At 51.5% G+C, this 12934-nt stretch carries 12 protein-coding genes; 10 read left to right on the plus strand and 2 right to left on the minus strand.

The features are described from left to right. Positions 1 to 128 precede the first annotated feature (128 nt). Genes rpsF through rfaD form a run of 5 tightly spaced genes read left to right on the plus strand, consistent with a single transcriptional unit; the run spans position 129 to position 3199 of the window. Complete coding sequence (rpsF, locus tag QZJ86_RS06785; RefSeq protein WP_301937543.1) at positions 129 to 566, plus strand: 30S ribosomal protein S6; 438 nt, start codon at positions 129 to 131, stop codon at positions 564 to 566. Between the two features lie 25 nt (positions 567 to 591). Further along, positions 592 to 822 carry a 30S ribosomal protein S18 gene (rpsR, locus tag QZJ86_RS06790; RefSeq protein WP_013818223.1) on the plus strand — a complete coding sequence of 77 codons (231 nt, stop codon included), beginning with the start codon at positions 592 to 594 and terminating at the stop codon, positions 820 to 822. 21 nt (positions 823 to 843) lie between these two features. Then, positions 844 to 1758 carry a hypothetical protein gene (locus tag QZJ86_RS06795; protein ID WP_301937544.1) on the plus strand — a complete coding sequence of 305 codons (915 nt, stop codon included), beginning with the start codon at positions 844 to 846 and terminating at the stop codon, positions 1756 to 1758. 46 nt (positions 1759 to 1804) lie between these two features. Then, positions 1805 to 2251: a 50S ribosomal protein L9 gene (gene rplI, locus QZJ86_RS06800; RefSeq protein WP_301937545.1), complete on the plus strand. Its 447-nt coding sequence runs from the start codon at positions 1805 to 1807 to the stop codon at positions 2249 to 2251. 6 nt (positions 2252 to 2257) lie between these two features. Next, positions 2258 to 3199: an ADP-glyceromanno-heptose 6-epimerase gene (gene rfaD / locus QZJ86_RS06805; protein WP_301937547.1), complete on the plus strand. Its 942-nt coding sequence runs from the start codon at positions 2258 to 2260 to the stop codon at positions 3197 to 3199. Positions 3200 to 3377: 178 nt separating this feature from the next. Here the strand turns inward: rfaD and QZJ86_RS06810 are convergent, their stop codons facing one another. Further along, positions 3378 to 4157, minus strand: coding sequence for a hypothetical protein (locus QZJ86_RS06810; RefSeq protein WP_301937549.1), 780 nt, complete (start codon positions 4155 to 4157; stop codon positions 3378 to 3380). 839 nt (positions 4158 to 4996) lie between these two features. On the opposite strand from QZJ86_RS06810, the gene ppsA reads away from it, so the two are divergent. From ppsA to QZJ86_RS06825, 3 genes are all read left to right on the plus strand, one after another. Further along, entirely contained in the window at positions 4997 to 7390 is a 2394-nt protein-coding gene (gene ppsA, locus QZJ86_RS06815) for a phosphoenolpyruvate synthase (RefSeq protein WP_301937551.1), read from the plus strand. A gap of 262 nt (positions 7391 to 7652) precedes the next feature. Next, positions 7653 to 8627, plus strand: a complete 975-nt coding sequence (locus tag QZJ86_RS06820; RefSeq protein ID WP_301937553.1) for a hypothetical protein — start codon at positions 7653 to 7655, stop codon at positions 8625 to 8627. A gap of 285 nt (positions 8628 to 8912) precedes the next feature. Beyond that, positions 8913 to 9119: a response regulator gene (locus tag QZJ86_RS06825; RefSeq protein ID WP_301937555.1), complete on the plus strand. Its 207-nt coding sequence runs from the start codon at positions 8913 to 8915 to the stop codon at positions 9117 to 9119. Positions 9120 to 9169: 50 nt separating this feature from the next. Here QZJ86_RS06825 and QZJ86_RS06830 read toward each other — a convergent pair whose 3' ends face one another. Further along, positions 9170 to 10012: a formate/nitrite transporter family protein gene (locus QZJ86_RS06830; RefSeq protein WP_301937557.1), complete on the minus strand. Its 843-nt coding sequence runs from the start codon at positions 10010 to 10012 to the stop codon at positions 9170 to 9172. A gap of 224 nt (positions 10013 to 10236) precedes the next feature. On the opposite strand from QZJ86_RS06830, the gene waaA reads away from it, so the two are divergent. Together waaA and QZJ86_RS06840 are read left to right on the plus strand one after the other, a co-directional pair. Continuing rightward, entirely contained in the window at positions 10237 to 11496 is a 1260-nt protein-coding gene (gene waaA, locus QZJ86_RS06835; RefSeq protein ID WP_301937559.1) for a lipid IV(A) 3-deoxy-D-manno-octulosonic acid transferase, read from the plus strand. A gap of 96 nt (positions 11497 to 11592) precedes the next feature. Beyond that, the gene (locus QZJ86_RS06840) at positions 11593 to 12804 is read left to right on the plus strand and encodes an argininosuccinate synthase (RefSeq protein ID WP_301937560.1); all 1212 of its coding nucleotides are present in this window, start codon (positions 11593 to 11595) and stop codon (positions 12802 to 12804) included. Positions 12805 to 12934: the final 130 nt, after the last annotated feature.

Below are 12934 nucleotides of genomic sequence, written 5' to 3' on the forward strand. Positions count from 1 at the left end.
CTGTTTAAAAATCGCTTTGCAAAAACAGCGCCTATTTCTATAATGTCCAGCTTTTTGGGGAATTTATCCCCATTCCTTGCTTCATCGCCCTTGCGGGCGGGAAGCTTTTAAACCCGTAAGGAGAAATCATGCGACATTATGAAATTGTCTTCTTAGTCCATCCTGATCAAAGTGCTCAGGTACCGGCTATGATAGAACGTTATAAATCCACCGTTGAAGATGCTGCTGGCAAAATTCATCGCTTGGAAGACTGGGGCCGTAGACATTTGGCCTACCCTATCAAAAAAATTCATAAAGCACATTATGTGTTGATGAATATCGAATGCAACCAAGCCACTCTCGAAGAGTTGGAGGCAGGGTTTCGTTTCAATGACGCCATTTTGCGCAGTCTGACATTAGTTCAAAAAGAAGCCGTTACCGGACCTTCCGCGATTGCTACCAGCGGTAATGACGGTCAAAAAGCCGGCAACCGTGTCAAGGAAGAAGTCGAGGAAGAGGCGGAAGCAGACGTCGAAGTCGCGGACGAGACTGAAACCGAAGCTGGCGCAGAAGCGGATTCCGAATAATCAACATTGAACCAAGAGAATTGTCATGGCACGTAATAATATAAGACGCAAAAAAGGCTGCCGCTTTAGCGGTGAAGATGCGATCGTGATCGATTATAAAGATCTCGATTTGTTGAGCGAGTACATCACCGAAACCGGCAAAATCATTCCTAGCCGCATTACCGGTACTAGCGCGAAATATCAAAGACAGCTGACATCTGCGATTAAACAAGCCCGTTTTCTCGCATTGCTGCCGTTCTGCGACGCACATAAATAAATAGTTAGCCGGGAAAGAGGCGTGCGGTTTCTGCCAGCCTTCATCATGAAAGGTCGAATGCAGGCCATGATGGTGGCATCGATATTGGCATTGCTGTCCTTGCCTTTTTTCCCGGTCAGTATTGTAAGTTCGGCGACGGTGGCGTTAGTGACGTTGCGTCTAGGTGCGTTGGAAGGCCTTTATGTGCTGGTCGGCGCCTGTTTGGCGGTTGCATTGCTGAGCCTGTTTCTGGGAAGTTATCAGTTTGCCCTGTTATATGGCTTTCTGCTGTTGCTGCTGTGGATACCGGTTTGGTTGGTTGCCATTGTGTTGCGCGAAGGCAAACGCCTGACGTTTGCCCTGGAAGTCGGCGCGCTCTTGGGTGTGGCTGGCGTACTGGCAATCTACCTGTTTCATCCGGAGCCCGCGCAAATCTGGCGGGAGTTATTGCCGGCGATGGCGCAGCTTATGCAACAAGCTCAGCCTGATTTTCCGGTGACCTTGGATAAGGAAGCCACGGAAGTCTTGGCTCATCTGATGACTGGAAACATGGCGGCCGGCGGAGTCATCGCCTTGTTCTTTGAACTGTTTCTGGCGAGATGGTGGCAGGCCTTGTTGTATAACCCCGGCGGTTTTCGCACGGAATTTTTGGCGGTGAAAGGCCATGCGCAGCTAGCCATCATCACAACCGCGATGGCGGCGACGTATTGGCTGACATCCGGGGCAATGGCCGAGGCATGCCGGAATATGCTGTCGGTGTTAGTGGTGCTGTATATTTTTATCGGCATCGCAATACTGCACAGCGTGTTAGCGGCGATGAAGGGGCGCGACTATCTGGTGCCGTTATTTTATGTAACGTTGCTGATCATTCAGCCTATCATGGGGTTGGTTGGATTATTTGGACTGATCGACACCTGGCTGGACTTACGAAATAAATTCAAACCAAACGGAGCATAAGCTCCCGATTTTTCGACAATATAGTCGATTTAAGAGGTATGTAACGATGGAAGTAATTCTTCTTGAAAAAACCGCGAACCTGGGTAACCTGGGCGACAAAGTAACCATTAAAGCGGGTTACGGCAGAAATTATCTGATTCCGCAAGGCAAAGCAGTTGCTGCTACGCCCAAGAAAATCAGGGAATTTGAAGAGCGCCGCGCGGAACTGGAAAAACAAGCCGCGGAAAAACTGGCTGCGGCCACTGCTCGTGGCGAAGCGATCAGCAAACTGAACGTGGTGATTACCCACAAAACTGGCGACGAAGGTCGTTTGTTTGGTTCGGTCGGCACTCAAGCGATTGCCGAAGCGATCACTGCGGCTGGCGCCAAGGTTGAAAAAGCCGAAGTGCGTTTGCCTAACGGCGTGATTCGTAATATCGGCGAATACGATGTTGCGATCAATTTGCACACTGATGTGGTTATCACGCTGCCGATCAAAGTCGCTGCGGAGTAAGTAAGCATGATCATCGTAACCGGTGGCGCTGGCTTCATCGGCAGTAATCTGGTGTTGGGGCTAAATGCTCGCGGTTATGATGATATTTTGGTGGTTGACCATTTGACTAACGGTATCAAATACCGGAATTTGGTCGAATGCAAGATTGCCGATTATCTGGATCGAAGCACCTTTCTCGAACGTTTGCAGCAAGGTGCCTTCCAAGCCGAAACGATAGAAGCCATTTTCCATCAGGGCGCCTGTTCAAGCACTACCGAGTGGGACGGCCGCTACATGATGGATAACAATTACGAATACAGCAAAACGCTGTTTCATTATTGCCAAAGCCATAAAATTCCGTTCATCTACGCTTCCAGTGCCGCCACCTACGGTGCCGATCTGACTTTTAAAGAAGAATTGGCTTACGAAGGCCCGCTGAACGTCTACGGTTATTCCAAATTTCAATTCGACCAATACCTGCGCCGGCAAAACAAGTTGACCGCACCAGTGGTCGGACTGCGTTATTTTAATGTCTACGGTCCGCGTGAAGCCCATAAGGGCAGCATGGCCAGCGTCGCTTTTCATCTGAATAATCAGATCAAAGCCTCTGACGAACTAAAATTGTTTGAAGGTTGTGACGGCTACGGCCACGGCGAACAACGCCGCGACTTTATTTATGTCGGCGATGTGGTCGATGTGAACTTATGGTTCCTGGATAACCCGCAAGTGTCGGGTATTTACAATTGCGGCACCGGCCGCAGCCAGACTTTCAATGATGTCGCCAATGCAGTGATCGCTTATCATCAGCGCGGTCGCATCCAATATATTCCTTTCCCAGAGCACCTGAAAGGTTGCTATCAGAGCTTTACCGAAGCCAATCTGGACAAGCTGCGCGCCGCCGGTTGTGAGCATAGCTTTAAAGCCGTCGAGCAGGGTGTACAGCTGTATATGGAGTGGTTGAACCGATAATCGGTTTTATCGTGATAAGGTCCGAGGGCATCTAGCAACAACTTCCGAGAACCAGGGCGCTAGTCTTTATGGGGCGTAGTGGCTTGTAGAGAGGGGGTGCTGAAACTTAACAGGCGGAAAGAAAAGACCACGCTAGTCTTAGACATCGCTAGCGTGGCAAGAAGTAAGCTAGACTTTGTTAGACGGCAAGGCTAGAGGCTGTGCTTTTGCGGCGGCTGGCAAGGAAAATCATTAGACCTGTACCATATAGCCAAACAGCTCCGGGCAGTGGGACAGCGGCAATAGATGTCACATCATCAATGGTCTTGGATGAACCGATCAGTGAAGCGAGCGTACCGTTGCTGGCGTTACCATCCAGGGCTCTAACAAGCTTGTTAAATCCACTACTCAATCCCAGCAGCCATAGGCTTTCACCCGTTGAACCTCCGGTCAAGCCCGGATTGTTCGCAACCCAGCCGTCAGTGAAATGAGTATTGAAACCTAAAGCAAAACCACCGAAGGTGCCAATTACATCCGGTGTACTGTTGCCAGGGTCTGAATCCCAAAGCTCTGCTCTAAGCAACAATTGATAGGGTTGGTCGGACCATGATGTCGAGCCATGTGAGCCGGCAGACAAGGAACCGTTGATTTGCAGGAAGTTGCTGAGGGATTTATCACCTATCTGTGTGATCAATTCTCCATCCGAATTGAAGTTGGCCTGATATATCACACTGCCGTCACTTAGCTCTATAGAATCGGAAAACTTACCATCACCAACCAAAAATGATGTAGTCAGACCAATTCCTTTCAGTTGCCAATAGGGGTTGTCGTCAGTCCCTTTTTTTTCAATCTTGATTCTTTCGTCCACATCTAAAAATGCGGGCAAGCTAGAATCGCCGATCCCCGAAGCATTACCGGTATTGGCAAGCAACGGCAACAATAGGACTAATGTCCAACGTGCATATTTAAGTAAATTCATTTTTGAATACTCCATACTCAACGAATCGAAGTGTGGCAACCCGGCTTCTTGTTGATTGATATCCGCAAGAAACTTAGTTTTCCGTCCCGGCCTCAAGGCTGGGTCGGTTTTTACACGCTTCTGGTTTTGAAAAACACAATTAGGCGGCAATCACCTAATATTTCACTGCTTGCTCACAATAAGAAATTCGCATATTTAAAAATCTTATTGGTATTGCTCGGTTTGAGGGCGTTCTTGAACTGGTAACATGAGCGCCACTCAATACTTAGTAATATTCCGATTATTACAAATCAGGCCCTTTTTCAGTCTCTTAAGTAATAAGAAGTGTTCCGCACTCCCATTTTTGAGTTAGGTCTTTTTTAAGTGGTATTGGTTGATTTGCTATCTGACAGAAGATCTTTATTAATTATGAGTAAGTACTGTGTATCAAGCAGAAAACAATAGTTGTCTTCGTTTAGGCTGAGTGGCTAGTACCAGTTGCCGTTCAGCTGTGTTTGCTAGAAACATACTGCTTGACTTTGAGTTGGGGCAAACCACAGCAACTCTGCGAATTTATGTTACCTCTACGAATATATAGTTACGGCTTTGGTTGGACTCTACAATATATGATCATGGGCGTCAAGTGCGGTAACAAGAATAACGTAACTTAGGCGATAGGGAGGCTTCGTACGAAGATTCTATTAACCTAGTGGGGAAGGCTTATCCAGTGGTACGCATTAGACGGCAGTTGAGTGATGTTTGTGATTAGTGTTTTGTCAGATTTTCCTTTCTAAATACACGTTTTCTGGTCCGTTGACCTATGCTTGTTAGTAGCATAATAACAAGCATAGGAGTGCATCATGTCCGAATCCAACTCATACATTTGCTGGTTTAACGAACTCACTATTAACGACATTCCGTTAGTCGGCGGTAAAAATGCCTCCTTGGGCGAGATGTACCGCGAGCTGGCCGGCGAAGGAGTGATGGTTCCCAATGGCTTTGCGATTACTGCCGAAGCCTATCGCTATATGCTGGATCAGGCTGGTGCCTGGCCCCGATTGCACGAGTTGTTGGATCGGGTCGATGCCGAGGATGTCGAGGATCTGGCTCGGCGTGCCCAGCAAGCCCGCGACCTGGTTTATGCCGCGCCACTACCCGCAGATTTACAACAGCAAATCCTGGATGCTTTTGCGCAATTGCAACAGCAATATCAAGAAGATTTGACTGTCGCGGTGCGCAGCTCCGCAACGGCAGAAGATCTTCCTACCGCCAGCTTCGCCGGCCAGCAGGATACCTATCTGAATATTCGCGGCGGCCAGGCCTTGCTGGACGCCTGCAAACGCTGCTTTGCCAGCCTATTTACCGACCGGGCGATTCATTACCGTCTGGATCAGGGTTTTGATCATTTCAAGATCGGTCTGTCGATCGGGGTGATGAAAATGGTGCGCTCCGATCTGGCTGCCAGCGGCGTGATGTTTTCACTGGATACCGAGTCAGGCTTCGACGATGCGGTATTCATCACCGGAGCCTACGGCTTGGGTGAGAACGTCGTACAGGGCGCGGTCGATCCAGACGAGTTTTACGTGCACAAACCCACATTCGCCCAAGGCTACCGCGCGGTGTTGCGGCGCACGCTGGGGGCTAAAAAAATCAAAATGGTCTATAGCGACGGTCGCACCCGCGAGCCGATCCGCAATATTGCCACCTCGAATCAGGAGCGCCAGCGTTATTGTCTCGATGACGCCGAAGTACTGCAACTGGCCGATTACGCCTTGAAAATCGAACATCATTACGGCCGGCCGATGGATATGGAATGGGCCAAGGACGGACTGGACGGCAAGCTCTACATCGTCCAGGCCCGCCCGGAGACTGTCGCCTCGCAAAAAGTGGGTAACGTGTTGGAACAATACCAACTTAAACAAGCGGGTGTAGCCATCGTCAAGGGACATGCGGTCGGCAGCAAGATTGCGGTCGGCGAGGCTAGGGTGATCACCAGTGTGGCCAACCTGTCGACCTTCAAGCCCGGCGAAGTACTGGTAGCCGATATGACCACACCGGACTGGGAGCCGGTAATGAAAACCGCCGCTGCCATTGTCACCAACCGTGGCGGTAGAACCTGTCATGCGGCGATCATCGCTCGCGAACTGGGTGTGCCGGCGGTGATAGGATGCGAGAATGCCACGGCGGCGATCAAAAGCGGCAGCTTGGTGACGGTATCCTGTGCCGAGGGCGATGTCGGCAAGGTTTATGAAGGCCGGCTGGGTTTCGAGGTCAAACACACCGATCTGTCGCAGTTGCAACGGCCGAAGACCAAGATCATGCTCAATCTCGGCAATCCGGAATTGGCCTTTAAACACAGCTTTTTGCCCAACGACGGTGTCGGCCTGGCCCGGATGGAGTTCATCATCACTGAATACATCAAGGCGCATCCCTTGGCCTTGATTCATCCGGAGCAAGTCGAGGACGCCGGCGAACTGGAACAGCTAAAGCAGTTGACCGAAAGCTATGCTAGCCCGGAAGAGTTTTTCATTCAGCGTCTGGCGGAAGGGGTTGGTACCATCGGTGCGGCGTTTTACCCCAAGCCGGTAGTGGTCAGGATGTCGGACTTCAAGACCAACGAATACGCCACCTTGCTGGGCGGACGCTGGTTCGAGCGCGACGAGGCCAATCCGATGATCGGTTTTCGCGGCGCCTCACGTTATGTGCATCCGGCTTATGCCGAGGGCTTTGCGTTGGAATGCGCGGCGATGAAACGGGTGCGGGAGCAAATGGGCTTAAAGAATGTGGTGTTGATGATCCCGTTTTGCCGACGGATCGGCGAAGCGGAACGAGTGCTGGATTACATGGCGCAATGTGGCTTGAGACGCGGCGAGGATGGTCTGGAAATCTATGTGATGTGCGAGATACCCAATAACGTGATCCTGATCGACGAATTCAGCAAACTGTTCGACGGCTTCTCGATCGGCTCCAACGACTTGACGCAATTGACGCTGGGCGTGGACCGCGATTCGGAGATTGTCGCCAATGACTTTGACGAGCGCGATCCCGGCGTCAAGACCATGATTCGCTTGGCGGTGGAAGGCGCCCGCCGCAACGGCCGGCACTCGGGCTTGTGCGGTCAGGCACCGTCGGATTATCCGGAGATGGCCGAATATCTGGTCGAGATCGGCATAGACTCGATGAGTTTAAATCCCGATACCGTGCTGGAGACCACCCGGCGGGTGCTGGCGTTGGAGCAGCGCCTGGGGAGGTAAGGCTGGTCGAAGGCTGAATTGCAAACGATCGCTCGGGAGCACTTACTTTTGTATGGAAATGAGCGACTTCACGCAGTGCCTGCGTTATTTCACATAGTTATTAAACGTGGTAAAGCAATTTAGACCCAAGCCATTGAAATTCATCATATTATAAATTGGCATCTTCTTTGTATCGTGTTGTTTAACAGCCCTTTGGCACGGTTCTCACGGGGAATTGCCCGGAGCTGTTGACCTCATTACTGTTAACAACATGGTAGACATTATGATGAAGACAAATTTAGCTAAGGCCGTTTCGATGGCGGTTGCGGGTATGGCGCTTTCCGCCGGGGCTTCAAACTCATGGGCTTCGACGACGATGTACAACACCTATAAGGCATTTGCTACGGCGACGCCAACGGATGGTGGCGCTACCGCTAACGGTTCTCAAGCGAATGGCACCGATGGCTGGGTGTGGGGATTCAAGTGGAGTTCAAACGCAACGCCGTGGGCCGGGCCGGGCACACCCGCTGGCGATCAGCCGCTGCCGCCGTCATTCGTAGGCATCAACGGGTCTGCTACGCCCAGCAGCGCTACGCCGTTCGGCTACCTAGGTAGCGCGCCGGTCAACTGGGCGATGGAACTGACCGGTGCTGCGGATTCCGGCGTGATCTCCCAGGCCGACTCGTTCAGTCGTTATGGGGTTTACGCGGACATCGACACTGCCAAAGGTGCGTGGAGCGATAATATCAGCCCCAGTACAGCGGCGACAGCGAGCGGCTGGCGACATAATGTCGACTTTGGCTTGTTCCGTTCCGCCGTCGAAACCGATATTCATCTGCATTTAGTAGGCTTGACTCAAGCTGGCACCAACTTTGGATTTACGATTTTTAAAGGTATGGATACGAATCAAACGGATGCTTACAACCATCACGGCCCATGGAACAGCGGCAACAATGTCGCCGGTGTCACTGTCAACACCTTGGTTGGTGGCGACACGACGTTTACGGTCGACGACGTCGTAGCCTATAGTGTTGGTGGTGCCGCACCCAGCAATTTGAATGACATTACCTTCCATGCCAAAGCAGATCAGGTCTACACCATCTTGTTGGGAGGCTATAGAAACGGTACATGGGTCAATACGGCCGATGGTTACGTCCTGGCCGCTTCCGCCGTTCCCATTCCAAGCGCCGTGTGGCTGTTCGGCAGTGCGGTGGCGGGAATGATCGGTTTCGGGCGTCGCAAAGTCCTTACTGCTTAGTCAAAGCTTATCGATGTATCGACGGATAGATTAGGACGACGATCAGGCATCTTCCGATTATCCGGAAATGGCCGAGCATCTGGTTGTGTTTTTTGGGGTCTGGGTTCCTCATCAGAAATATTGTTGCGGCCCGTGTTGTTCATGGCAGCATCACGAAAATCAGGTATACCGAAAGCATAAAGTGGCCAGGGACGTCGAATATGCAGGGATTTTTAGACTCGTCGTAAATCGCGCGTATCCAGACTTTTGGTCCGGAATTCAAGCCCACCGGCTTTCAGCCGGTGGTTGTTTAGTGCCGACCGGCATGCCGATCTTCAGCTTTGTCTGCTCGATCTGAATCTGCGCGAGGAAGACGGTTTGGAGATGTTGGAACGCATCAAAGTCAGCGCGCCCGGTGTTGCCGTGCCGGTGGTGACAGGCGAGACCTTGTCGGATGCCGTGCGCCTGGCCAACGCCGAAGGCTATCGTTTGCTACAAAAGCCCCATCATTGATGACGTGCTCTACGCGGCGCTGTGTTCGGTGTTGGCGGTCTGAATCGGCGTTAGCGGCGTAAATAGATGTACCAATAAATCATCCCGACAAAAAAGCTGCCGCCGATGATATTGCCCACCGTCACCGGCAGCAGATTATCCAGCAAAAAGCCGGATAAAGTTAGTTGCGAAAGGTCGGTGCCGGCCGGCAGCAAGGGTTGAAGCGAAGCCATTAATTGTGGGTCGGATTTAATCAATAAACCGGCCGGGATGAAGTACATATTGGCGACCGAGTGTTCGAATCCCAGCGTCACAAAAGCGGTAATCGGGAACAGGATGGACAGTAGTTTATCGGTGGAACTGTGGCCGGCGAAACACAACCAAACCGCCATGCAGACCAATGCATTGCAGAGAATGCCGCGCGTCAGCGCTTGTACGAAGGGCAGATTGACTTTGGCGTTGGCTATCATCAAGGCCTTTGCGCCGACGCGAGCCGACTCGCTGCCCCAATGGCCACTGAGATAGATCAACACGGCGATGGCCAGACAGCCGATGAAATTGCCGGCGAAGACGATAGCCCAGTTGCTCATTAACTGCTTGAGCGTGATTTTTTTGTCGACGCAGGCCATGACCAGCAGATTGTTGCCGGTAAACAATTCGGCACCGGCCACTACGACCAGAATCAGCCCCAGGCAAAATACCAGCCCACCCAATAATTTGGTGATGCCCTGGCCCAGCGTCGAATCGTGGATCACAAACGTAAAAAATGCCGCGCCGAACGCAATAAACGCTCCGGCTAATAATGCCAATACGAATATTCGGCTGGGATCTTGGGTGCTCTTACTGACGCTGGCTTTTTCGATTCGCTCGGCGATTTGCTTGGGGGTATAGCTGTCAATATTAAAATGTTCCATGGATGCTGACGTTGAGTCGGTTGCGAATTGGGATGTATTTATCACAGCATGGGGGACGGCACAAAACTTGTTTTGAGATACCGCGGTTCTGCAATCGTCCTGTATTCGATTTTGCTTTGTTATAATTTCCGACATTTCAACGGGAGCCATTCAAATGTCCAAGCCACGGCTAAAGATTATAAAAAGCAGCGCTGTTTCATCGATTGGTAGGTTTTGAAAACCGCATGCGTCGGATCTATACCTGGCTGTTTTATGTCGCCGTGCCCATGGTTTTACTACGGCTCTATTGGCGGGGTATCAAGGCGCCTGAGTATCGCTTGCGCTGGCGGGAACGCTTAGGGTTTTATATCGTTAAATCCAGGCAGGATGTTATCTGGTTTCATGCCGTTTCGGTGGGAGAAGCCGAGGCAGCGTTTCCGTTGATTCGTCTGTTGCGGACGCGCTATCCGGAAATGCCGGTATTGGTCACTACGACTACACCGACCGGTTCTGCCAGGGTGCGGGCGGTGTTAGCGGATCAGGTGGAGCATGTCTATCTGCCTTACGATTTGCCGGTGGTGGTCGAGCGCTTTCTGGAGCAGTTTCGGCCGCGGTTGGCGGTGATCATGGAAAAGGAAATCTGGCCTAATCTGTTTGCCGCGTGCGCGGCGCGCGCCATTCCGTTATTTGTCATCAATGCCCGCTTATCGGCGCGTTCGGCGCGCTCCTATCGAAAGATCCCAGCCTTAGTGAAACCGGCTTTGGCTTGTGTGAAGTCCATTGCCGTGCAAACCGAGGAAGACCGTCTGCGGTTTATCGAGATCGGCGCCGCGCCGGCGCAAGTTCAGGTGTTGGGCAATGTCAAGTTCGATGTGACGATAGACGAGGCTACGATTGTCGAGGGACGTAAACTAAAACAGCAATGGTTTAAGGGGCGTTGGGTTTGGATCGTTGCCAGTACCCATCAAGGCGAAGAGGAGGTGTTTCTGGCGCTCTATCCGCTTTTAAAGGCCGGTATACCCGATTTGCTGTTGTTGATCGTGCCCAGGCACCCAGAGCGTTTTCAAACGGTTAAAAAACTTTGCGAGCAACGTGGATTGGCGGTGGTGATGCGTAGCGAACAACGCGCTTGCACCGAGCAAACCGATGTCTATATCGGCGACAGCATGGGCGAGTTGAAAATGCTATACGCCGCCGCCGATATTGCGTTCGTTGGCGGCAGTTTGGTAGCCGTAGGCGGTCATAATGTCTTGGAACCGGCTGCTATTGGTGTCCCTGTGCTGTTTGGTCCACAGATGTTTAATTTTCAGGAAATCGCCGAGCATATTTTAGCCGCCGACGCGGCGGTGCAGTGTGCCGATCCTCAAGCGTTGCAGGAGGTCGTGTTGCGCTTGTATCGCGATGAAGTGTTCAGAACCCGGCTAATCGGCAACGGCAAGTTCTTTGTGAATAGCAATCAAGGGGCGACAGCCCGGTTGGTGGCGCTGTTGAGTGAGAGTCTATAGGTTTTATAAAAAGGTGAGGGCGGTTTGCGGGGAACTGTATGGGTTTTTCCGCTATAATTCGGCCGTTTTTTAATTTGTAAAGGTGTGAAGCGCATTATGTCTGATATTAAAAAAGTGGTGTTGGCCTATTCGGGTGGTCTGGATACCTCAGTGATTTTGAAATGGCTGCAAGATGTCTATCAGTGCGAAGTCGTCACATTCACTGCGGATGTCGGCCAGGGCGAAGAACTGGAGCCGGCCAGAGCCAAAGCCAAAGCGGCGGGCATCAAAGAAATTTATATCGACGATTTGCGCGAAGAATTTGCCCGCGATTTCATTTTTCCAATGTTCCGCGCCAACACCATTTACGAAGGCGAGTATTTGCTCGGCACATCGATCGCTCGGCCTTTGATTGCCAAGCGTCTGATCGAAATTGCCAACGAGACCGGCGCCGATGCCATTTCTCACGGGGCAACCGGCAAGGGCAACGACCAGGTGCGTTTCGAGTTGGGCGCTTATGCCTTACGTCCGGACATCAAAGTGATTGCGCCATGGCGTGAGTGGGATCTGAATTCCCGGCAGAAACTGCTGGATTATGCGGAAAAGCACGGTATTTCCGTAGAAATGAAAAAAGGCAAAACCTCGCCTTATTCAATGGATGCCAACTCGCTGCACATTTCCTACGAAGGCCGCATCCTGGAGAATCCATGGACCGAGCCGGAAGAAGACATGTGGCGCTGGACCGTTTCCCCGGAAAACGCGCCCGATCAAGCCAGCTACATTGAACTGACGTACAAAAATGGCGACATCGTTGCGATAGACGATGTGTCACATACGCCGCACCAAGTGATGGAGAAATTGAACAAGATTGCTGGCGCCAATGGCGTCGGGCGCTTGGATATCGTCGAGAACCGTTATGTCGGCATGAAGTCGCGTGGTTGCTACGAAACCCCCGCCGGTACGGTACTGCTGAAGGCGCATCGTGCCATAGAATCGCTGACCTTGGACCGGGAAGTGGCGCATTTGAAGGACGAGTTGATGCCGCGCTATGCCTCGTTGATCTACAACGGTTACTGGTGGAGTCCGGAACGCAAGATGTTGCAAACCATGATCGATGCTTCACAGGCCAACGTGAACGGCAAAGTCCGGGTGAAATTGTACAAAGGCAATGTCGTCGTCGTCGGCCGTGCTTCGGATAGCGATAGTCTGTTCGACGAGAATATTGCCACTTTCGAAGAAGATGGCGGCGCTTATAATCAAAAAGACGCTGAGGGCTTTATCAAATTGAACGCATTGAGAATGCGGATTGCCTCGAAAAAAGGCCGTTGAGCGAGGTTTGCATAATACAGGACATTTTTGATTTAGCTTGTATAATGCGCCGATGAATTGCCGTATGGCATATGGTGTCTTTTGAGACACCATATGCTTTAGGCAGTATCAATCAAGCTTCCCGATTAGC

The sequence above is a fragment of the Methylomonas montana genome, assembly GCF_030490285.1.
GTDB lineage: Bacteria > Pseudomonadota > Gammaproteobacteria > Methylococcales > Methylomonadaceae > Methylomonas > Methylomonas montana.

Excerpts from the sequence above, each read along its gene's own strand:
- rpsF (WP_301937543.1), top strand. The coding sequence starts at position 129 with ATGCGACATTATGAAATTGTCTTCTTAGTCCATCCTGATCAAAGTGCT.
- rpsR (WP_013818223.1), top strand. The coding sequence starts at position 592 with ATGGCACGTAATAATATAAGACGCAAAAAAGGCTGCCGCTTTAGCGGT.
- rplI (WP_301937545.1), top strand. The coding sequence starts at position 1,805 with ATGGAAGTAATTCTTCTTGAAAAAACCGCGAACCTGGGTAACCTGGGC.
- rfaD (WP_301937547.1), top strand. The coding sequence starts at position 2,258 with ATGATCATCGTAACCGGTGGCGCTGGCTTCATCGGCAGTAATCTGGTG.
- QZJ86_RS06810 (WP_301937549.1), bottom strand. The coding sequence starts at position 4,157 with ATGAATTTACTTAAATATGCACGTTGGACATTAGTCCTATTGTTGCCG.
- ppsA (WP_301937551.1), top strand. The coding sequence starts at position 4,997 with ATGTCCGAATCCAACTCATACATTTGCTGGTTTAACGAACTCACTATT.
- QZJ86_RS06820 (WP_301937553.1), top strand. The coding sequence starts at position 7,653 with ATGATGAAGACAAATTTAGCTAAGGCCGTTTCGATGGCGGTTGCGGGT.
- QZJ86_RS06830 (WP_301937557.1), bottom strand. The coding sequence starts at position 10,012 with ATGGAACATTTTAATATTGACAGCTATACCCCCAAGCAAATCGCCGAG.
- waaA (WP_301937559.1), top strand. The coding sequence starts at position 10,237 with ATGCGTCGGATCTATACCTGGCTGTTTTATGTCGCCGTGCCCATGGTT.
- QZJ86_RS06840 (WP_301937560.1), top strand. The coding sequence starts at position 11,593 with ATGTCTGATATTAAAAAAGTGGTGTTGGCCTATTCGGGTGGTCTGGAT.